The organism is Pseudomonas sp. FW300-N1A1 (genome assembly GCF_058789115.1).
Window position 1 is genome coordinate 51,429 of record NZ_JBYTBK010000021.1, and the last position, 19,962, is coordinate 71,390.

Below are 19,962 nucleotides of genomic sequence, written 5' to 3' on the forward strand. Positions count from 1 at the left end.
CGGAACGGGTCAGGGCGCCTGGAACACACACAAGGATTGAATATGGACATTACCCGCCGCGACTTCCTCAACGGCGTCGCTATCACCATTGCCGCCGGCATGACCCCGTTGCAAATTCTCCAGGCCGCGCCTGACGGTCGCTACTACCCACCCGCCCTCACCGGCCTGCGTGGCAGCCACGTCGGCTCGTTCGAATTGGCGCACCAGATGGGCTGGGAGAAAAAAGTCTTCGACACCGACAAACTGCCGATCAGCGAGGAGTACGACCTTGTGGTGGTCGGTGGTGGTCTGAGCGGATTGTCCGCGGCCTGGTTCTACCGCGAGAAACATCCGAAAGCACGTATCCTGATTCTGGAAAACCACGATGACTTTGGCGGCCACGCCAAGCGCAACGAGTTCTCCGCCGGCGGCCGCATGATTCTCGGTTATGGCGGCAGCGAAGCCTTCCAGTCGCCGAGCCATCTGTACAGTAACGAAGTGAATGGCCTGCTGAAAAAGCTTGGTGTGGACATCAAACGCTTTGAGACGGCCTTCGATCGCCAGTTCTACCCCGGCCTTGGCCTGTCGCGCGCGGTGTTCTTCGACAAGGAGAACTTCGGCGAAGACAAGCTGGTCAGCGGAGACCCGACTCCGATGGTGGCCGACGACATCGCCCCGGACCAACTCAACGCTCGCGCCATCGAAGACTTCATCAACGACTTCCCGCTATCGCCAGCGGATCGTACAGCCCTGGTTGCCATCCACAATGCGCCCAGGGACTACCTGGCCGGCAAAACCACGGAACAGAAAACCGCGCATCTGGAATCCACCAGCTACCGCGATTTCCTGCTCAAGGATGTCGGACTCTCGGAACAGGCGGTGAAGTACTTCCAAAGCCGCACCAATGACTTCATGGCGCTGAGCATCGACGCCGTGGCTGCGTACGACGCCTACAACGTCGGCTTCCCAGGCTTTGGCGCAATGAATCTTGAGCCCATCAGCGAAGAAGCCCAAGCGGAAATGGAAGAACCCTACATCTACCACTTCCCCGACGGCAACGCCTCGCTGGCCCGCTTGCTGGTGCGCAGCCTGATCCCGGCCGTGGCGCCCGGGAACACCATGGACGACATCGTCCTGGCCCCGTTCGACTACGCCAGGCTCGACCAACCGAAAACCCCGGTACGCATTCGCCTCAACAGCACCGTCGTCAGCGTGCGCAATGTCGGCAATGCCGTGAACATTGGCTACAGCCGTGGCGGGCAACTGAGCCAGGTACGCGGCAAGCACTGCATCATGGCCTGCTACAACATGGTGATTCCATACCTGCTGCGCGATGTGTCGGCAGCGCAATCCCACGCGCTGAGCCAGAACGTGAAATTCCCGCTGGTGTACACCAAAGTGGTGATCCGCAACTGGCAGTCGTTCCAGAAACTGGGGGTTCACGAAATCTACGCGGCAACCCAACCCTACAGCCGGATCAAACTCGACTACCCGGTAAGTATGGGCGGCTACGACCATCCAAAGGACCCAACGCAACCGATCGGCCTGCACATGGTCTACGTGCCCACCAGCCCCAACAGCGGCATGAACGCCCGCGACCAGGCCCGTGCCGGCCGTGGCCGCCTGTACGGCCAATCCTTCGAGGTCCTCGAAGCCCAGTTGCGCGACCAGTTGCAACGCATGCTCGGCCCTGGTGGTTTCAACCACGAAACCGACATCCTCGACATCACCGTCAACCGCTGGTCACACGGCTACGCGTACTTCTCCAATAGCCTGTACGACGATTCCGACGAGAGCGAAAAACTGATGACCCTGGCGCGTCAGCCAGTTGGCAATGTCAGCATCGCCAACTCGGACGCCGCATGGAGCGCCTATGCCCATGCGGCGATTGATGAGGCTTACAGGGCGGTAGGAGAAGTGGGCTAGTCATTGCCACCGATGGAGGGACAAAGCATTTGGCAATACTTCGCGTGCTCCCTCCAGCCGTTGTGCCGCTAAGGTTGTTCGGAACCGATGCGCACGACGATGGTTGACTGAGGCCCTGGTAGAGCCTAGGGTGTATACATCGTTTACAACGTATACACCCTCACAGGAGTGCCACCATGGCCTCACCCGTATTGTCCTTTCGAGTCGAAGAGATCCTTGCCCAGCAACTGGATCAGTTGGCCGCAGCGACCGATCGCGACCGTCAATACCACCTCAAGCGTGCACTGGTGCGTTACGTGGAAGCCGAATCCTGGCACCTGCAATCCATCGGCGAGGGCATTGCCGATGCCGATGCTGGCAAACTGACTGACCTGGACGCCGTGAAGGCTAAGTGGGCGAACCGTGCCGAGAGTCGCACTGACCGAGAAAGCCGAGAGTGATCTGGACGCCATTCATGAACATTACTGTGGATTGATCGGCGCGAGCGCCGCCAGCGATGTAATGGCAAACATCCTGGACACCTTTGATCAACTGGAACGGTTCCCGGGCTCGGGTCGTCCGTCCCAGGTACCGGATGTGCGAGAGCTGGTTCTGAACCAGATCCCCTTCGTTGTGCCCTATCGGGTAATACAGGGCCAGGTGCAAGTACTTCGGATACTGCATCAGCGAAGCTGAGCGCACTCAGGAGTGGCGACCTACAGGCAGCCCCTGGCGCAGGCGAACAACCTCATGCGCCGCGCCTGGACAACGGGCACCTCTCAAAACCGCGAAACGCTACGCATCGCATCCAGCAGACAGCGCATGGCGATCCGGTCGCTCTCTGACAACTCGCGGTAATGCTCGACGAGCTGCAGCTCCTCTGTACTGAGCCGGCGCGCTCTACGCGAGAAGTTCACGCCTGAAATGATCCCCAGAAACCCGATGATGCCTTGCGCTTTCGTCATGGACGATGTCCCTCTGCAGGTGAAATAAAACTTCAGATACCTCATCGCCCTTCCCCATCGTCAGCGATACCGGCGCTTGCCTGAATGCCGCTGAACGCTCACCCGCCCCAAGGGCAGAAGCCGGTGACGCCCCTAAGAATAGAAACAAAAAAACCGTCGCGAGCAATTTTTAGAGTAATTAGTCAAAAAAATAAAAACGTTCATTTCAAACACGACACAGACGGACAGTACCGGCATAGTATTTTGCTGCACGCTAACGGTTGGCGCGTGGCCTGCGGGAAGTTCAAGTGCAGCGCCCGTTTATCTTTTTGCGAGTTATTTTGAACCCTTTAACTTGCGGGACATCCGTTTAGAATCCGACGCGTTTGGCCGAAGGCTTGTCCGAACCTCTATTTCTGATCCGTAACGCAGCCAGGAACGCCGCGGGATCGCCCAAGAAGGTTGTCCTATGCACCGCAGGAATTTGCTCAAGGCCTCCATGGCCATCGCAGCCTACACTGGCCTCTCGGCTACCGGTCTGTTGACCGCTCACGCTTGGGCCGGGACGGCCGACGGCGAGGCACAAGCCTTCGATTTCGAGGCGCTGAAAGCGCAGGCCAAGCAGTTGGCCAGCAGCCGTTACCAGGACACCAAGCAAGTGTTGCCGCCGACCCTGGCGACCATGACACCGCAGAATTTCAATGCCATCCAGTACGACGCCAACCACTCGCTGTGGAATGAACTGAACGGGCAACTGGACGTGCAGTTCTTCCATGTCGGCATGGGCTTCAAGCAACCGGTACGCATGTACAGCGTTGACCCGAAAACCCGCCTGGCGCGAGAAGTGCATTTCCGTCCGTCCCTGTTCAACTACCAGAACTCCAGTGTCGACCTCACGCAACTCAAGGGCGACCTGGGGTTTTCCGGTTTCAAACTGTTCAAGGCCCCGGAACTGGATAAACACGACGTGGTGTCATTCCTCGGCGCGAGCTACTTCCGCGCGGTGGATAACACCGGCCAGTACGGCTTGTCGGCCCGCGGCCTGGCCATCGACACCTACGCGAAAAAGCGCGAAGAGTTTCCGGACTTCACCAAGTTCTGGTTCGAGACCCCGGACAAGGACAGCACCCGCTTCGTGGTCTATGCCTTGCTCGACTCACCGAGCGCCACTGGCGCCTACCGCTTTGATATCGATTGCCAGGCCGAGCGCGTGGTGATGGACGTCGACGCCCACGTCAACGCACGCACCGCCATCGAACAACTGGGTATCGCCCCGATGACCAGCATGTTCAGCTGCGGCACCCACGAACGGCGCATGTGCGACACCATCCACCCGCAGATCCACGACTCGGACCGGCTGGCCATGTGGCGTGGCAATGGCGAGTGGATCTGCCGCCCGCTGAACAATCCGGCCACCCTGCAGTTCAATGCGTTCGCCGACAAGGATCCGAAGGGCTTCGGCCTGGTCCAGACCGACCACGAATTCGACAGTTATCAGGACACCGTCGACTGGTACAGCAAGCGCCCGAGCCTGTGGGTCGAGCCGACCACCGCCTGGGGTGAAGGCTCCATCGACCTGCTGGAAATCCCGACCACGGGCGAGACCCTGGACAACATCGTGGCCTTCTGGACCCCGAAGAAACCAGTGGCCGCAGGCGACTCCCTGAACTACGGCTACAAACTCTACTGGAGCGCCCTGCCGCCCGTGGGCACGCCGTTGGCACGGGTCAATGCGACGCGTTCGGGCATGGGTGGCTTCACCGAAGGCTGGGCGCCGGGCGAGCACTACCCGAAGGTCTGGGCGCGCCGCTTTGCCGTCGACTTCAACGGCGGCGGACTGGACCGCTTGCCGGCGGGCACCGGCATCGAACCGGTGGTCACCGCCTCGAACGGCCAGGTCAAGGACTTCAACGTGCTGGTGCTCGATGACATCAAGGGCTATCGGATCACCTTTGACTGGTTCCCGACCAACGACAGCGTGGAGCCGGTTGAGCTACGGCTGTTCATCCGCACCCATGACCGCACATTGAGCGAGACCTGGCTGTACCAGTACTTCCCACCGGCACCCGAGAAGCGCACGTATCCGGATTGGCCAGCGGCATAACGTAGCGACGTCCGCTAGGCAGAACAACATTGCGGCCAACTGACCGCAATGTTGTTCAGTTAAGGATGGGGTTGCTCAATACAGCCCCCGTGGCGAGCGAGCTTGCTCGCGCTGGGCTGCACAGCAGCCCCAAAAACGATCGCCGAGTTCGGTCTGAAAGACCGCAGTCGCTTTGTTGGGGGTGCTTCGCGCCCCAGCGCGAGCAAGCCACGGGCCCCTCACTCGCTTCAAGTGTTTCCTGACTGAACAACATTGCAGCCAAATGACCGGGGCTTTGTTTTTACCGCTTCAGTCAATCGCGCAAATCCGACTCATGAATCGGCTGATCCCGATGGGTTGCCCGTTGATATTGCGACGGCCAGATCGCCTTGTGCCCTCCCAGATCATCGTCGGCATGCAGCGGCCAGTAAGGGTCGCGCAACAGTTCACGGGCAAGCAGGATGATATCGGCCTGACAGGTGCGCAAAATGTGTTCGGCCTGCGCCGGCTCGGTGATCAAACCGACAGTGCCGGTGGCAATCCCGGACTCCTTGCGCACGCGCTCGGCGAAACGTGTCTGGTACCCCGGCCCGGTTGGAATCTCGGCATTGACCGCGGTCCCGCCCGACGACACATCGATCAGATCCACCCCCAGTGCTTTCAGGCGTCGCGCCAACTCGACGGTTTCATCCGGGTTCCAGCCATCCTCGACCCAGTCGGTCGCCGATACCCGCACAAACAATGGTAACCCTTCGGGCCAGACGGCACGAACCGCCTCGGTCACTTGCAGCACCAGGCGAATACGGTTTTCGAACGAGCCACCATACTGATCGCGTCGCTGGTTGCTCAAGGGCGACAGGAACTGATGCAGCAGATAGCCGTGAGCGGCATGCACTTCGACTACTTTGAAACCGGCAACCAGCGCACGCTTGGCGGCGTCGACGAAGGCCTGGATCACCTCGTGGATCTGCGCTTCGCTCAGTTGCGTCGGCGCGGTGTGTTCAGGGTCGAAGGCAATCGGCGACGGGCCGACCGGAATCCAGCCGCCATCGGCCGGTTTGACGCTGCCATGTTTGCCCAGCCATGGCCGGTGAGTGCTGGCCTTGCGTCCGGCGTGAGCCAGTTGGATACCGGCCACCGCGCCCTGGGCGGTGATGAAGCGCGTGATGCGCTGCAGGGGTTCGATCTGCGCGTCGTTCCACAGGCCCAGGTCCTGGGCCGTAATGCGGCCATCGGCGGTGACAGCCGTGGCTTCCGTAAATACCAGGCCGGCTCCGCCCACGGCGCGACTGCCGAGGTGCACCAGGTGCCAGTCATTGGCCAGGCCATCGACACTGGAGTACTGGCACATCGGCGACACCGCGATACGGTTGAGCAGGGTCAATTGACGCAGGGTGTAGGGTTCAAGCAGCAGACTCATGGGGCACCTCTCGAATCAGTGGGCAGGCTCCAGGGTTCTGTTTGAAAAGTCGACGAGTGACAGGAAAGGATGCGGCACCCGCCCCCGCGGGCAAAAAATGGACGATACGTCACAAGGCCAATCAAGCAGTGTTTAGAGCCTAGTCCACATCGGCGATCAGGGAGGGTTCAGCTGCAGTTTGAGTTGCTACACCCCATCCGTGGCGAGGGAGCTTGCTCCCGTTCGGCTGCGTAGTAGCCGCGATTTGGGGTACTCGGCGTGTCAGCTACCACCGGGGGGCAGAATTCAGGGGCGCTCCGCACCCCACCGGGAGCAAGCTCCCTCGCCACGCAAGCACTACCGCGGTTCGATGTGGGCAATCATCAACTGGACGGTTTCCTGGCCGCGGAACTCGTTGACGTCGAGCTTGTACGCCAGTTCGACCCAGCGGATGGTCGGGTTCGGCCAGACGTCACGGTCGATGCCAAAGGCAATGCCGTCAAGTTTCACCGAGCCACATTCGCTTTTGAGTACCACCTTCAGATGCCGCTCGCCCACCACCCGTTGCTCGACCAGCTGGAACACCCCGTGGAACAGTGGCTCCGGGAAGTGCTGGCCCCATGGACCGGCATGGCGCAAGGCACGGGCCAGTTCCAGGTGAAACTCTTCGACGGCCAGGGTGCCGTCAGACAGCATCCGGCCCGTCAGGTCCTCTTCGCGCATTTGCCGACGCACCTCGGCATCGAACGCTTCGGCGAACAGGGGGAAATTCTCCTGCGGCAATGTCAGGCCCGCCGCCATGGCGTGGCCGCCGTACTTGCTGATCAGCGTTGGATGCTGGGCCGCCACCACGCTCAGCGCATCACGGATATGAAAGCCTTGCACCGAACGGCCCGAGCCCTTCAGCACGCCATCGCCCGCATCGGCAAAGGCAATGGTCGGACGGAAATAACGCTCTTTCATACGCGAGGCGAGGATCCCGATAACCCCCTGGTGCCACTCCGGATCGAACAGACACAAACCGAACGGCATGGACTCCAGCGGCAGGTCCTTGAGCTGGGCCAGGGCTTCGCGCTGCATGCCCTGCTCAATGGACTTGCGGTCCTGATTCATCCCGTCCAGTTGCGCAGCCATTTCACGCGCAGCGCCCACGTCGTCGGTGAGCAGGCATTCGATGCCCAGGCTCATGTCGTCCAGGCGCCCCGCCGCGTTCAGGCGTGGGCCGAGGATGAACCCAAGGTCAGTGGAGGTGATGCGTGAATGATCGCGCTTGGCCACCTCCAGGATCGCCTTGATCCCCGGCCGGGCCCGACCGGCTCGAATCCGCTCCAGGCCCTGATGTACCAGAATGCGGTTGTTGGCATCCAGCGGCACCACGTCGGCCACACTGCCCAGCGCCACCAGGTCGAGCAGCTCGCCGATGTTGGGTTGCGGCGCGCTCTCGTACCACCCCAGGCTGCGCAAGCGTGCTCGCAAGGCCATCAGTACGTAGAAAATTACCCCGACACCGGCCAGTGCCTTGCTCGCAAATCCACAGCCCGGCTGGTTCGGGTTGACGATGGCATCCGCCAGCGGCAATTCGTCGCCCGGCAAGTGGTGATCGGTGACCAGCACCTTGAGCCCGGCCTGCTTCGCCGCGGCCACCCCTTCAACGCTGGAGATACCGTTGTCCACGGTGATCAGCAGCTGGGGTTGACGCTGCAAGGCCACCGCGACGATTTCCGGCGTCAAGCCATAGCCGTACTCGAAACGGTTGGGCACCAGATAATCGACGTGGGCAGCCCCCAGCAAGCGCAGCCCCAACAAACCGACGGTGCTGGCCGTCGCGCCATCGGCGTCGAAATCGCCAACGATCAGAATCCGCTGGCGTTGCTCCAGGGCCGTCACCAGCAGATCCACCGCAGCCTCAATACCCTTGAGCTGCTGGTACGGGATCAAGCGCGCCAGGCTCTTGTCCAGTTCGGCTTCTGACTGCACGCCCCGTGCCGCGTACAGACGGGTCAACAGCGGCGGCAGATCACCGAGAAACGGCAGGGTGGCGGGTAGCTGGCGAGGTTCGATACGCATGGGGTGGCAGGTACTTCTCTTCAATACGTGGGATAAAATCGGATGACACAACGAGCTGGCGGCGAATCAATCAGCCGCGTTCGCCCGCCAACCATTGCAACTGGACTTCGTGCTGGCCACGGTCATCGGTGACGAAAATCGTTCCTTCGCTGATCATCACGTCCCACTTGATGACGCGGGGCATGTCCTTGGCCAGGGTTTCCAGCACTTCCTGGGGAACGGCCGCAATGTTGACGTTCTTCAGGTTCTTGACCGCCGGCACCACTTTGCCTTCCCAGACACGCAGGCTGCCGTAAGCCAGCAGGCTGGTGCGCTCGGTACGACGCGAGCACCAGGTCAGGCGATCGGCGTCTGGCTGGCCGACTTCGATCCAGTGCAGTACACGGTCGTCCAGGCTCTTTTCCCACAGGGCAGGCTCGTCCACTTCCGACAGACCACGACCAAAGGACAACTGCTCGTTGTACCAGAGGGCGTAGGCCAGCAACCGCACGGTCATGCGCTCTTCGGTTTCCGAAGGGTGGCGGGCAATGGTCTGCTTGACGCTCTCGTACACGCTGCGGTCGAGGTCGGTGAGGTTCAGTTCAAACTTGTAGGTCGTGGACGGCTGGGCCATGAACGGGCTTCTTGATACGAGGAAAGGCGGCAAGTCTAACCGATGCGTGGGCGATGAGGGCCGGGCTATGTTAAAACGCTTCATCGACTCCGTCTTTGTCCTACAGGATCACCCATGCCGCTCACCGCCAAACCGCTTGCCGGCCTGAAAGTCATCGAACTCGGCACCTTGATTGCCGGACCCTTCGCTTCGCGCATTTGCGCCGAGTTCGGCGCCGATGTGACCAAGATCGAGTCCCCGGACGGCGGTGACCCGTTGCGCAAGTGGCGCAAGCTCTACGAAGGCACCTCGCTGTGGTGGTTTGTCCAAGCGCGTAACAAGAAGTCCCTCACCCTCAACCTCAAGCACCCGGACGGCCTGGCGATCCTCAAGCAGTTGCTCGGCGACGCCGACATCCTGATCGAAAACTTCCGCCCCAGCGTGCTGGAAAAGCTGGGCCTTGGCTGGGACGTCCTGCACGCGTTGAACCCGAAACTGGTGATGGTTCGCCTGTCGGGTTTCGGGCAAACCGGACCGATGAAAGACCAGCCGGGGTTTGGCGCAGTCGGTGAGTCCATGGGCGGGTTGCGCTACATCACCGGCTTCGAAGACCGCCCACCGGTACGTACCGGGATCTCCATCGGCGACTCGATTGCCGCGCTCTGGGGCGTGATCGGGGCGCTGATGGCCTTGCGTCATCGCGAGGTCAACGGCGGCCAGGGGCAGGTCGTCGACGTGGCACTGTACGAAGCGATCTTTGCCATGATGGAAAGCATGGTGCCGGAGTTCGACGTGTTCGGGTTCATCCGTGAACGCACCGGAAACATCATGCCCGGCATCACGCCCTCTTCCATCCACACTAGCGCCGACGGTAAACACATCCAGATCGGCGCCAATGGCGATGCGATCTTCAAGCGTTTCATGCAGGCCATCGGCCGCGACGACCTGGCCAAGGATCCGGCCCTGGCCAGCAACGATGGCCGTGACAGCCGTCGTGACGAACTGTATGGGGTCATTGACCGGTGGGTCGGCTCGCTGCCGCTCGATCACGTGATCGAACAGTTGAACCAGGCCGAAGTCCCCGCCAGCCGGATCTTCAGCGCCGAGGACATGTTCAGCGACCCGCAATTCCTCGCCCGGGAAATGTTCCTGCAAGCCAAGCTGCCCGATGGCAAGGACTTCAAGATGCCAGGGATCGTGCCCAAGCTGTCGGAAACGCCGGGGACGTGCGAGTGGGTCGGCGCCGAGCTGGGCGAACATAATGCGCAGGTACTGTGCGAGCTTGGCTATGATGCGGCACAGATCGCGCGACTGCGCGAAGACGGGGCTATCTAGCCTGAACAGGGTGCCATCGATCTGCCGGGGGCTGCGGGTGTCGGGCATGGCCGCGTTCCTGGCGGGCCTACTGGTTTTTTCCGGTGCGGTGCACGCCAGGGAGACGCTGACCTGGTTGCTGCGGGATTTACCGCCGCTGACGATTTTCGAAGGCCCCCAGAAAAACCAGGGCGCAATTGACCGGTTCATGCCGCTGTTGATTGCCGGCCTGCCCGAATATGAACAGCGGATCATGCGGGTCAATCGTGCACGTGGCATGCAAATGCTGCTGGAGCCAGGGTTCACCTGCGACCCCTCCCTGCTCTGGAGCCCGGAGCGGGCGCAACGGCTTGCCTTCTCCATCCCGGCTTATCGAATCCGCAGCAACGGCATTGTGATACGCCATCAGGACCGTGGAGTACTCGCCCCGTACCTCATCGACAACCAGGTCGACCTGACGCTGTTACTGGTGCGTGAAAACGGCAAGCTCGGCGTGGTCGCCGAGCGTAGTTATGGCCAGGTGGTCGATCGCATCCTGCAACAGGCGCCGAACAACAGCCTGTCATCCCATTACGGCAACGATGCCTTGGGTAGCCTTCTGCAAATGCAGCGCCTAGGGCGTTTGTCTGTGTTGCTGGGCTATTGGCCGGAAATCCGCTATCAGGCGCAACAGCAAGGCATATCGCCCGATGAGCTGGAGTTCTACGGGATTCGCGGCACAGACAAATACCAATCGATCCACATTGCATGCTCGGACACCCCGCTGGGTCGTCAGGCCATCCAGGGTATCAACGCGACCCTACGGGATCTGAGGCAGAACCGGCTGGTGGAATTTTACGCGCAGTGGCTCGACCCGCAGATGCGTGACGAATACCGGGAAGACGCCAGGACCTTTTTTCAGGAGCAAACGCCCTGAGTAAATGCCGGACAAAAAGAAACCCCGAGCAGTGGGGAGACAACTCGGGGTTAAACGTGACCTACAAGGACCCGTACAACAAGTGACAAGCACCGGAGCACAATGCTTGATCTTGTTGATACGGGTCTGACTAACGGGATGGCGAGAAGGTTCCCGCAAAAAAACATTCAACTTCTGACAGCAGGACGCCCGTCTTGCGTAGCGGTGCGCGTAGCTGCAATGACGCACGGCTCCAGTCGCCCTTCGGCGATCAGTACATCACGGTGCAAACCATCGACGACGTCCGTCAGCAAGCGCTTGTCGGTGAACTGCACCTGGTTGAACACACGTTCCACCACGATGGCGCCAACGGTACTCTTCAAGGTCACCAGGCATTGGCCGTGGGTCCCCGACGGCGTCAAAGTCACCTGATACGGACTCAGCGCTTCACCCATCAACAGGCTGATACTTTCCATCTCGATCACCATTCAATAGTCCGCAAACGAAGTGCCTGGTCGTCAGAGCATGCACGGAAAAGATGACAGTAAAAAAACGCCCCTGCGGTCAGGCGGACTCATGACGTCGAGGTCCGCGAGGAGCCGTCCACCCCCCCACGACACCTCGCAGCGCACCATCGGCGCCGTAGAACGGAACAGTCCATTGATAGAGACTTCTGTTACCGCTCTTGAACAACACGTCGCGTTCGACAAAACGCCCCTTGCGGCTGCTGAGCTGCTCCATGAGTTCGGCGTGCAGCAGGGTGGCGGTCGAGGCTGGCAACACATCGACCTCGGTCAGCCGCTTGCCCTGCACCCGGTCAAAACGGGTCGACAGCTGTTCCTCATAACTTTTGTTGCACAGGATCAACCGCCCCTGCAGATCCAGTACAAAAACCGGATCGGGCATGGCATTGATCAAGACGCGCTGAAAGGCGAGCTGGTCGCTGAGCGCTCGTTCGGCGGTGAGTCGCTGCTCGACCTGCTGGTGTAGACGCCGCCCCCACAACCATGAAATCAATCCGAACAGGCTGATGGACAGTAGCCCCCAGCCGCCCCACTGGTAAAACCGCTGCCACGGCGATGGCGCCGGACCGGGGACCACGCCACCCAGCCACTTCATGCGGATAGCCCGCAACTCGGCGGGCGGGAACGCCTCGAGGGCCTTGTTGAGGATGCCCAACAGTTGCGGTTGGCCCTTGCGCAAGGCCAAGTGGTCGGCCTCCCATTTACCCTCAAGGCTTGAGCCTATCGCCAATCGTCCGGCCGGGAACAGGTAGGCGCTGCTTGCATTTTCGATGGTTGCGTAGGCTTCGCCACTTTCCACCCATGCACGGGCTTCTGCGTAGGTTTTGACCGAGTGCAAGCGAATCTGCGGGTAATCACGCCGGATGCCGGCTTCCAGGGCATGTCGGGCCGGCAGCACCAGGACCTTGCCTGAGAGCGCTTCCAGCGATTGGATCGGGAGAGTTCCCGCCTGCCTGACAAACATCCAGCCAGCGTCGCCAAAGGCGTGACTGAAATCGAGGAAGTCCCTGCGCTCGTCGGTTTCGGCCAGCGTGGTACTCATGTCCGCCCGACCGCTTTCCAGCAACCCCAGCAGATGCTCGGTGGAAAAGGACTCCTCGTGAACAAACAGCAGCCCGGTCATCCGTGAAAGGCGCGTGAGGATATCGTTGTTCAGACCGCTCCATTGCCCCTGCTCATCCTTGAACAGGTACACCGGGGCCTGCACCGATGCGACGATCACCTGGCGGTTTTCGGCGATCCATTGAAGCTCCCGAGGCGCCAGCACAAAGGGCTTTTGCCCGACTGACGTGCCGACGTCCAAGGCCCCTGGCTGTCCGGCCAAGCCCCATGGACTCCATCCAAGAGCAGCCAGTAGCAATGCCCAACACCAGACGGGGTTTGATCCTGTGATAACCGACATGCCCACTTCCTTCTCAATCACTCACCCGTCCTTGAGGGGCGAAACTTTGATCAGTGTGGCATGCGGAAATGAAGAAGCCCGTCAGGAGACGGGCTTCAAAATGTGACAGGTTTTTACCGATCAGAGTGGCTTGCCGCGATTGCCATGCTGACTGACAAAGGCCTGCACGGCTTTCAGGTCATTTGGCAGAACGGTGCAGCGCTCATCCCGCTCGAACAAATCAGAAAGATGAGCAGGCAGTTCAAGCGCTTTTCCTACGCCGGCTTTTTCGACCGCTTCCGGGAACTTGACCGGATGGGCGGTGCCCAGGACCACCATCGGAATATCCAGGCTACGACGGCACTCACGGGCGGCCTTGACGCCGATGGCGGTGTGCGGGTCCAGCAGCTCGCCCGTCTGGGCGAAGACTTCAGCGATGGTTTCGCACGTTTGCGCATCGTCCACGGCCAGGGAATCGAAGAGTTTGCGCGCCTCGGTCCAGCGCTCCTCTTCGACGCTGAAACCACCACCTTGCTTGAAGGTGTCCATCAAGCCCGCAATCGCTGCACCATTACGACCATGCAGGTCGAACAGCAGGCGTTCGAAGTTCGACGACACCATGATATCCATGGACGGCGACAGCGTGGCGTGCAGGGTTTCCTTGACGTACTGGTTGCCGCTCATGAAGCGGTGCAAGATGTCGTTGCGGTTGGTGGCGACGATCAACTGGTTGATCGGCAGCCCCATGTTGCGTGCCAGGTAGCCGGCGAAAATATCGCCGAAGTTACCGGTCGGTACCGAGAACGACACCGAACGCGCCGGGCCGCCGAGTTGCAGGGCGGCGTGGAAGTAGTAAACGATCTGGGCCATGATCCGCGCCCAGTTGATCGAGTTCACTGCCACCAGGCGCGTGCCCTTGAGGAAGCTCTGGTCGGCGAAGCTGGCCTTGACCATTTCCTGGCAGTCATCGAAGTTGCCTTCGATGGCGATGTTGTGGATGTTGTCGCCGAACAGTGTGGTCATCTGCCGGCGCTGCACTTCCGAGACACGGTTGTGCGGATGCAGGATGAAGATATCGACGTTTTCGCAGTGTTTGCAGCCCTCGATGGCCGCCGAGCCGGTATCACCCGAGGTAGCCCCCACGATGACCACGCGCTCGCCGCGTTTTTCCAGCACGTAGTCAAGCAGGCGACCGAGCAGCTGCAGGGCAAAGTCCTTGAATGCCAGGGTCGGGCCGTGGAACAGCTCCAACACCCATTCGTTGCCGTTCAGCTGGCGCAGCGGTGCTACCGCGTTATGGGAGAAGGCACCGTAGGTGGCTTCCAGAATCTTTTTGAAGTCGGCATCCGGAATACTGCCGGCCACAAACGGGCGCATCACCCGGAAAGCCAGCTCGTGATACGGCAAGCCGGCCCAGGAAGCGATTTCTTCCTGGGTGAAGCGTGGCAGGTTTTCCGGCACGTACAGGCCGCCGTCGCTGGCCAGGCCAGCCAACAATACGTCTTCGAAATTCAGGGCCGGTGCCTGGCCGCGGGTACTGATATAGCGCATAAGATCAAACCTTCGGTTTGGGCTTCAAGCTGCAAGCTGCAAGCTGCACGTTAAAAGCGACTCGCCTTTTGTTTGCAGTTTGCGGCTTGTAGCTTGCCGCTGTGTTGATTGCGTTTACTTGCAGCTTGGAGCTAGACGCTGCAGCGGCTTCAGTTCAAATGCTCGACGCGGATCCGTACGACCGGACCGTCCACGCCCTGCAGCGCTTCAAGGGCCGCGATCGCGTCATTCATGTGTTGTTCCAGCACACGATGCGTCAACAGAATCATGGGCACCAGACCGTCGTGTTCTTCGACTTCCTTTTGCATGATCGATTCAATGTTGATACCACGCTCCGACAGAATGGTCGCCACCTGGGCCAGTACGCCTGGATGATCCTTGGCCTGGATACGCAGGTAGTAGGCACTCTCGCAGGCTTCGATCGGCAGGATCGGGTGAGCCGACAGCGAATCCGGCTGGAAGGCCAGGTGCGGCACACGGTTCTCAGGATCGCTGGTCATCGCACGAACCACGTCCACCAGGTCGGCAATCACCGACGAAGCGGTCGGCTCCATGCCGGCGCCGGCGCCGTAGAACAGGGTCGAACCGGCCGCATCGCCGTTGACCATCACCGCGTTCATCACACCGTTGACGTTGGCGATCAGGCGATCGGCCGGGATCAAGGTCGGGTGTACACGCAGCTCGATGCCACTGGCGGTGCTGCGCGCCACGCCCAGGTGCTTGATGCGATAACCCAGGGCTTCGGCGTAGTTCACGTCAGCGGTGGTCAGCTTGGTGATGCCTTCGGTGTAGGCCTTGTCGAATTGCAGCGGAATACCAAAGGCAATGGACGCCAGGATGGTCAGCTTGTGCGCGGCATCGATGCCTTCGACGTCGAAGGTAGGATCGGCTTCGGCATAACCCAGGGCCTGGGCTTCGGCGAGCACGTCTTCAAAGGTACGGCCTTTCTCACGCATTTCGGTGAGGATAAAGTTGCCGGTGCCGTTGATGATGCCTGCGACCCAGTTGATGCGGTTGGCCGACAGGCCTTCACGAATCGCCTTGATCACTGGAATGCCACCGGCTACCGCCGCTTCGAAAGCCACGATCACGCCCTTCTCGCGCGCCTTGGCGAAAATTTCATTACCGTGAACGGCAATCAATGCCTTGTTCGCGGTGACCACATGCTTGCCATTCTCGATGGCCTTGAGTACCAGCTCACGGGCAACGGTGTAGCCGCCCATCAGCTCTATGACGATGTCGATCTCAGGGTTCGTGGCCACTTCGAAGACATCGTTGGTAATCGCAATACCGGTCGTTTGGAACTGAGGCTTTGGCGTGCGCATGGCAATTTGTGCCACTTCGATTCCACGCCCGGCACGACGAGCAATTTCCTCGGCGTTGCGCTGAAGTACGTTGAAGGTACCGCCACCGACGGTCCCTAACCCACAGATGCCTACTTTGACCGGTTTCACTGTGAACTCCCCATAAAACGGCCGACTCAAGGTCGGCCGTGGAAAACAGCCACACGATGTGCGGCTCTCTATTAATGGAACGCCGACTTCTGTCGTCGCACCATGATCGTCAAAGGCTTACCGTGACGACACAGGATTATTTCGCACCCAACGCCAGTTTGGCGATTTGTGGCGCTGGCTGGTAGCCCGGAATCACCTGGCCATCGGCCAAAACGATGGCCGGTGTACCGTTCACACCAATGGACTGCCCCAGGGCGAACTGTTTGGAAACCGGGTTGGCGCATTTGGCGGCCTTGATTTCCTTGCCTTCCACCATCTTGTCCATGGCGGCTTTCTTGTCAGCAGAGCACCAGACGGCCTGCAGCTGTTCGTCGCCCGGCGAGCCCAGGCCCTGGCGCGGGAATGCAACATAACGCACTTCGACGCCCATTTTGTTCAAGGCCGGCACTTCAGCGTGCAATTTGTGGCAGTAAGGGCACGTCGTATCGGTGAACACGGTGATGTGCGTCTTGGTTTCACCAATGGCCGGGTAAACCACGGTTTCAGCAACCGGAATGCCATTGATCAGCTTGGCGATACCCAGGCGTTCGGTTTTCTCGGTCAGGTTGACCGGCTTGCCGTCCTTGAGCTGGAACAGGTAGCCCTGAACAATGTACTGGCCATCTGCGCTGGCGTACAGGACACGGCTGCCCTTGAGTTTGACTTCATAGAGACCGGCCAGCGGGCTGGCGGTGATGGATTCGATCGGCGTGTCGAGCGCAAGGCTTTCCAGGCTTTTACGAATGGCTTTGTCGGCCGCATCATCGGCGACGGCAAAGGTGCTGACCAACGCAATGATTGCGGCGGCGAATATCTGGGTCAGACGCATGAGAACTCCTGAAGGCGGACAAATGGATCGGTTAGAACGCCCGTAGCGGGACACCGGGTCATAACCGTCCATCGTGCAAACCGGCAAAGCCTATCACATAAGGCCAGCGTGGCCGACTGTGGCCGATGCAAGACCCTTGTCAGGCGCAATCCAAGCCTTGCCACAACGACCAGACTAACCCCTGGGGTGGTGCCTGGCATGCAGATCCTGCAGGCGTGCCCGTGCAACATGGGTATAAATCTGCGTGGTCGACAGGTCGCTGTGGCCGAGCAACATCTGCACCACCCGCAGGTCGGCGCCGTGGTTGAGCAAATGGGTGGCAAAGGCATGGCGCAAGGTGTGGGGCGACAGGGATTTGCCGATGCCGGCAACCTGGGCCTGGTGCTTGATGCGATGCCAGAACGTCTGCCGGGTCATCTGTTCACCGCGAAGACTGGGGAACAGCACATCACTGGGACGCCCGCCAAGCATTTCGCCACGACCATCGCGCAGGTAGCGTTCGACCCAGACTATCGCTTCCTCCCCCATCGGCACCAGGCGCTCCTTGCTGCCCTTGCCCATGACCCGCAGCACGCCCTGGCGCAGGTTGACCTGCTCCAACGTCAGGCTGACCAACTCGGTGACGCGCAAGCCACAGGCATACAGCACCTCCAACATGGCGCGGTCACGCTGACCGATCGCTTCGCTCAAGTCAGGTGCCGCCAGCAAGGCCTCCACATCGGCTTCGGACAACGACTTGGGCAGCGGCCTGCCCAGCTGTGGCATGTCGACCTGTAATGTCGGATCCACCACGATCAGCTTTTCGCGCAACAGATAACGATAGAATCCACGCACCCCGGAGAGAAATCGAGCCGTGGACCGGGGTTTGTAGTGCTGTTCGAGGCGCCAGGCCAGGTGATCGAGAATCAATTCGCGACCCGCGCTGGGCAGTTCAATCCCCTGCTCCTGAAGCCAGCCGTTGAACAGTGATAAATCACTGCGATAGGCATCCCGGGTGTTATCGGAAAGTCCCTTTTCCAACCACAAGGCGTCGAGAAACTGGTCTATCAATGGGTGTTCGATGGCGGGCATGGGTACTCAAGACACGCAGGCCAGGGCTGCGCGCAAAAAAGAATGAACGATAAAAAACCACCGCTAGTCTTTCATAGCCGGCGAACTCAAGGAACAGGGAGTATCAATGAACGAGCAGCAAATTCTATTGGCCTTCGGTGGCATCGGCGCGGCGGCGCTAGGCTGCCAATGGCTGGCCTGGCGCCTGAAACTGCCGGCCATCCTGTTTCTGCTGCTCAGTGGCATTCTGGCAGGTCCGGTGCTGGGCTGGCTGGATCCGCAGGAGATGTTCGGCCCCTTGCTGATGCCACTGGTTTCACTGGCGGTGGCGCTGATTCTGTTCGAAGGCAGCCTGACACTGCACCTGTCGCAGTGGCGTGAAATCGGCAGCGTCGTGCACCGCCTGGTGACCCTTGGCGCACTGTCGACCTGGGTCGTGATCGCCGTCGCCACCCACTGGCTGCTGGGTTTCGACTGGCTGCTGGCCATTCTGTTCGGCAGCCTGACCCTGGTCACCGGCCCTACCGTGATCGTGCCGATGCTGCGCGTGGTGCGCCCCAACGCCTCGATTGCCAACATCCTGCGCTGGGAGGGCATTGTCATCGACCCGATTGGCGCGCTGCTCGCCGTGGTGGTCTACAGCTTCATCATCGCCAGCGGTGCAGGCCAAGGGCTCCAGCAGAGCCTGTTGACGTTCGGCGGAGTCATTCTGTGTGGCAGCCTGTTCGGGATCGGCGGTGGCTGGGCGCTGGGCACCGTCATCCGTCGGCAATGGCTGCCGGAATACCTGCACAACCTGGCGGCGCTCGCAGCGGTACTGGGGATATTCATTGCCGCGAATGAAACGATGAATGAGTCAGGCTTGCTGGCGGTGACCTTGATGGGCATGTGGTTGGCCAACATGAAGGGGGTGGACGTACGGCATATCCTGCACTTCAAAGAAAACCTCAGCGTCCTGCTGATTTCGGGGTTGTTCATTCTGCTGGCGGCGCGCCTGGACCTATACGCGATGATCGCCCTCGGGCCGTTCGTGCTGATCCTGCTGCTGGTGATTCAGTTTATCGCCCGACCGTTGAACGTTGTGCTATCGACCTTTGGCTCAAACCTGAACTGGCGCGAGCGCGCCCTGCTGGCCTGGATTGCCCCTCGGGGGATTGTCGCGGCGGCCGTGTCGGCGATCTTTGCCATCCGCCTGCATGAAGCCGGCCATCAAGGGGCCCTGCTGCTGGTTCCCCTGACCTTTGCCGTGATCATCGGCACGGTGGTGCTGCAAAGCGCCACTGCCCGCCCGCTCGCTCGTTTGCTCAAAGTCGCCGAGCCTGCTCCGAGCGGCTTCCTGATCGTGGGCGCCAACAGCCCTGCGCGAACCCTCGGCAAAGCCTTGCAACAACTGGGGTGTCGGGTGCTGCTGACCGACTCAAGCTGGGAAAACATTCGCGCGGCACGCATGGAAGGTTTGCCTACCTACTTCGGCAACCCGGCCTCGCAACACGCTGATGCCCACCTGGACCTGGTCGGCCTCGGTCATCTGCTGGCGCTGTCCCCCTCGGGGGAACTGAACACCCTGGCGTCCATGCGCTTTCGCCATGAGTTCGGCCATCAGCGCATGTTTTCCCTGGCCAGCGGCCAGGAAAGCCGACGCACCGACAAGCACCGGGCCAGTCACGAACATCGCGGGCAACTGCTGGGCAGCCAGGTGCTGACGTACACCAAGCTGGCCAGCCTGCTCGGCCAGGGCGCCGAACTCTACACCACTCAACTGACGGAAGGCTTCGGCTGGGCGGACTACCAGGCGCTGCACGGCGATCGCGCCACACTGCTGTTCACCCGCGACGCCGCTAGCTGGGTGCATGTGGTGACACCCGACAGCCTGCTCAAACCGGCAGCCGGCTGGACACTGGTGGCCTTGATCCAACCCGAGACCAGCAACGCCTGACTGATTGCCGCGCAGTCTCG

The 19,962-nt window shown here is 60.6% G+C and carries 17 protein-coding genes; 7 read left to right on the top strand and 10 right to left on the bottom strand.

The window, feature by feature from the left end:
- The first annotated feature begins 42 nt into the window (after positions 1 to 42).
- The 3 genes from AC3WQN_RS15670 to AC3WQN_RS15680 all read left to right on the top strand — a co-directional run bounded on the left by AC3WQN_RS15670 (position 43) and on the right by AC3WQN_RS15680 (position 2,580).
- On the top strand, positions 43 to 1,905 hold the full coding sequence (locus AC3WQN_RS15670; protein WP_103399796.1) for an NAD(P)-binding protein: 1,863 nt from the start codon (positions 43 to 45) through the stop codon (positions 1,903 to 1,905).
- A gap of 176 nt (positions 1,906 to 2,081) precedes the next feature.
- Entirely contained in the window at positions 2,082 to 2,345 is a 264-nt protein-coding gene (locus AC3WQN_RS15675; protein WP_103399797.1) for a CopG family ribbon-helix-helix protein, read from the top strand.
- Positions 2,308 to 2,580 (top strand): type II toxin-antitoxin system RelE/ParE family toxin, encoded by a 273-nt coding sequence (locus AC3WQN_RS15680; protein WP_178081891.1) that lies wholly within the window; start codon positions 2,308 to 2,310, stop codon positions 2,578 to 2,580. Before AC3WQN_RS15675 ends, AC3WQN_RS15680 begins: the two co-directional genes overlap by 38 nt.
- 83 nt (positions 2,581 to 2,663) lie before the next feature.
- On the opposite strand, the gene AC3WQN_RS15685 is transcribed toward AC3WQN_RS15680, so the two are convergent.
- A complete protein-coding gene (locus AC3WQN_RS15685) occupies positions 2,664 to 2,849 on the bottom strand; it encodes a hypothetical protein (protein WP_103399798.1) in 186 nt (61 codons plus the stop codon).
- 448 nt (positions 2,850 to 3,297) lie between these two features.
- Between AC3WQN_RS15685 and AC3WQN_RS15690 the strand changes: the two genes are divergently transcribed.
- Complete coding sequence (locus AC3WQN_RS15690) at positions 3,298 to 4,932, top strand: glucan biosynthesis protein D (RefSeq protein WP_103399799.1); 1,635 nt, start codon at positions 3,298 to 3,300, stop codon at positions 4,930 to 4,932.
- 292 nt (positions 4,933 to 5,224) lie between these two features.
- Here AC3WQN_RS15690 and AC3WQN_RS15695 read toward each other — a convergent pair whose 3' ends face one another.
- The 3 genes from AC3WQN_RS15695 to AC3WQN_RS15705 form a co-directional block, all read right to left on the bottom strand.
- Entirely contained in the window at positions 5,225 to 6,331 is a 1,107-nt protein-coding gene (locus tag AC3WQN_RS15695; protein WP_103399800.1) for an NADH:flavin oxidoreductase/NADH oxidase, read from the bottom strand.
- Positions 6,332 to 6,667: 336 nt separating this feature from the next.
- Entirely contained in the window at positions 6,668 to 8,377 is a 1,710-nt protein-coding gene (gene recJ, locus AC3WQN_RS15700; RefSeq protein WP_103399801.1) for a single-stranded-DNA-specific exonuclease RecJ, read from the bottom strand.
- Positions 8,378 to 8,447: 70 nt separating this feature from the next.
- Positions 8,448 to 8,990 (bottom strand): YaeQ family protein, encoded by a 543-nt coding sequence (locus tag AC3WQN_RS15705; protein WP_054593842.1) that lies wholly within the window; start codon positions 8,988 to 8,990, stop codon positions 8,448 to 8,450.
- A gap of 114 nt (positions 8,991 to 9,104) precedes the next feature.
- On the opposite strand from AC3WQN_RS15705, the gene AC3WQN_RS15710 reads away from it, so the two are divergent.
- Both AC3WQN_RS15710 and AC3WQN_RS15715 read left to right on the top strand, forming a co-directional pair.
- Complete coding sequence (locus AC3WQN_RS15710; protein WP_103399802.1) at positions 9,105 to 10,304, top strand: CaiB/BaiF CoA transferase family protein; 1,200 nt, start codon at positions 9,105 to 9,107, stop codon at positions 10,302 to 10,304.
- Positions 10,258 to 11,199 (top strand): TIGR02285 family protein, encoded by a 942-nt coding sequence (locus tag AC3WQN_RS15715; protein ID WP_103399803.1) that lies wholly within the window; start codon positions 10,258 to 10,260, stop codon positions 11,197 to 11,199. Before AC3WQN_RS15710 ends, AC3WQN_RS15715 begins: the two co-directional genes overlap by 47 nt.
- 167 nt (positions 11,200 to 11,366) lie before the next feature.
- Here AC3WQN_RS15715 and AC3WQN_RS15720 read toward each other — a convergent pair whose 3' ends face one another.
- The 6 genes from AC3WQN_RS15720 to xerD all read right to left on the bottom strand — a co-directional run bounded on the left by AC3WQN_RS15720 (position 11,367) and on the right by xerD (position 18,027).
- Positions 11,367 to 11,654, bottom strand: a complete 288-nt coding sequence (locus AC3WQN_RS15720) for a DUF3509 domain-containing protein (protein ID WP_103399824.1) — start codon at positions 11,652 to 11,654, stop codon at positions 11,367 to 11,369.
- Positions 11,655 to 11,742: 88 nt separating this feature from the next.
- On the bottom strand, positions 11,743 to 13,104 hold the full coding sequence (locus AC3WQN_RS15725; protein ID WP_103399804.1) for a transporter substrate-binding domain-containing protein: 1,362 nt from the start codon (positions 13,102 to 13,104) through the stop codon (positions 11,743 to 11,745).
- A gap of 120 nt (positions 13,105 to 13,224) precedes the next feature.
- Positions 13,225 to 14,634, bottom strand: coding sequence for a threonine synthase (thrC, locus tag AC3WQN_RS15730; RefSeq protein WP_103399805.1), 1,410 nt, complete (start codon positions 14,632 to 14,634; stop codon positions 13,225 to 13,227).
- A 149-nt stretch (positions 14,635 to 14,783) separates the two neighbouring features.
- Complete coding sequence (locus tag AC3WQN_RS15735) at positions 14,784 to 16,088, bottom strand: homoserine dehydrogenase (protein WP_103399806.1); 1,305 nt, start codon at positions 16,086 to 16,088, stop codon at positions 14,784 to 14,786.
- Positions 16,089 to 16,224: 136 nt separating this feature from the next.
- The gene (locus AC3WQN_RS15740; protein ID WP_095077586.1) at positions 16,225 to 16,956 is read right to left on the bottom strand and encodes a DsbC family protein; all 732 of its coding nucleotides are present in this window, start codon (positions 16,954 to 16,956) and stop codon (positions 16,225 to 16,227) included.
- A 174-nt stretch (positions 16,957 to 17,130) separates the two neighbouring features.
- Positions 17,131 to 18,027, bottom strand: a complete 897-nt coding sequence (gene xerD, locus AC3WQN_RS15745; RefSeq protein WP_103399807.1) for a site-specific tyrosine recombinase XerD — start codon at positions 18,025 to 18,027, stop codon at positions 17,131 to 17,133.
- A gap of 106 nt (positions 18,028 to 18,133) precedes the next feature.
- Between xerD and AC3WQN_RS15750 the strand changes: the two genes are divergently transcribed.
- Positions 18,134 to 19,942 carry a cation:proton antiporter gene (locus AC3WQN_RS15750; protein WP_103399808.1) on the top strand — a complete coding sequence of 603 codons (1,809 nt, stop codon included), beginning with the start codon at positions 18,134 to 18,136 and terminating at the stop codon, positions 19,940 to 19,942.
- Positions 19,943 to 19,962: the final 20 nt, after the last annotated feature.

Excerpts from the sequence above, each read along its gene's own strand:
- AC3WQN_RS15725 (WP_103399804.1), bottom strand. The coding sequence starts at position 13,104 with ATGTCGGTTATCACAGGATCAAACCCCGTCTGGTGTTGGGCATTGCTA.
- AC3WQN_RS15740 (WP_095077586.1), bottom strand. The coding sequence starts at position 16,956 with ATGCGTCTGACCCAGATATTCGCCGCCGCAATCATTGCGTTGGTCAGC.
- AC3WQN_RS15670 (WP_103399796.1), top strand. The coding sequence starts at position 43 with ATGGACATTACCCGCCGCGACTTCCTCAACGGCGTCGCTATCACCATT.
- AC3WQN_RS15695 (WP_103399800.1), bottom strand. The coding sequence starts at position 6,331 with ATGAGTCTGCTGCTTGAACCCTACACCCTGCGTCAATTGACCCTGCTC.
- recJ (WP_103399801.1), bottom strand. The coding sequence starts at position 8,377 with ATGCGTATCGAACCTCGCCAGCTACCCGCCACCCTGCCGTTTCTCGGT.
- AC3WQN_RS15715 (WP_103399803.1), top strand. The coding sequence starts at position 10,258 with ATGATGCGGCACAGATCGCGCGACTGCGCGAAGACGGGGCTATCTAGC.
- xerD (WP_103399807.1), bottom strand. The coding sequence starts at position 18,027 with ATGCCCGCCATCGAACACCCATTGATAGACCAGTTTCTCGACGCCTTG.
- AC3WQN_RS15690 (WP_103399799.1), top strand. The coding sequence starts at position 3,298 with ATGCACCGCAGGAATTTGCTCAAGGCCTCCATGGCCATCGCAGCCTAC.
- AC3WQN_RS15750 (WP_103399808.1), top strand. The coding sequence starts at position 18,134 with ATGAACGAGCAGCAAATTCTATTGGCCTTCGGTGGCATCGGCGCGGCG.
- AC3WQN_RS15685 (WP_103399798.1), bottom strand. The coding sequence starts at position 2,849 with ATGACGAAAGCGCAAGGCATCATCGGGTTTCTGGGGATCATTTCAGGC.
- AC3WQN_RS15720 (WP_103399824.1), bottom strand. The coding sequence starts at position 11,654 with ATGGAAAGTATCAGCCTGTTGATGGGTGAAGCGCTGAGTCCGTATCAG.
- AC3WQN_RS15675 (WP_103399797.1), top strand. The coding sequence starts at position 2,082 with ATGGCCTCACCCGTATTGTCCTTTCGAGTCGAAGAGATCCTTGCCCAG.
- AC3WQN_RS15710 (WP_103399802.1), top strand. The coding sequence starts at position 9,105 with ATGCCGCTCACCGCCAAACCGCTTGCCGGCCTGAAAGTCATCGAACTC.
- thrC (WP_103399805.1), bottom strand. The coding sequence starts at position 14,634 with ATGCGCTATATCAGTACCCGCGGCCAGGCACCGGCCCTGAATTTCGAA.
- AC3WQN_RS15705 (WP_054593842.1), bottom strand. The coding sequence starts at position 8,990 with ATGGCCCAGCCGTCCACGACCTACAAGTTTGAACTGAACCTCACCGAC.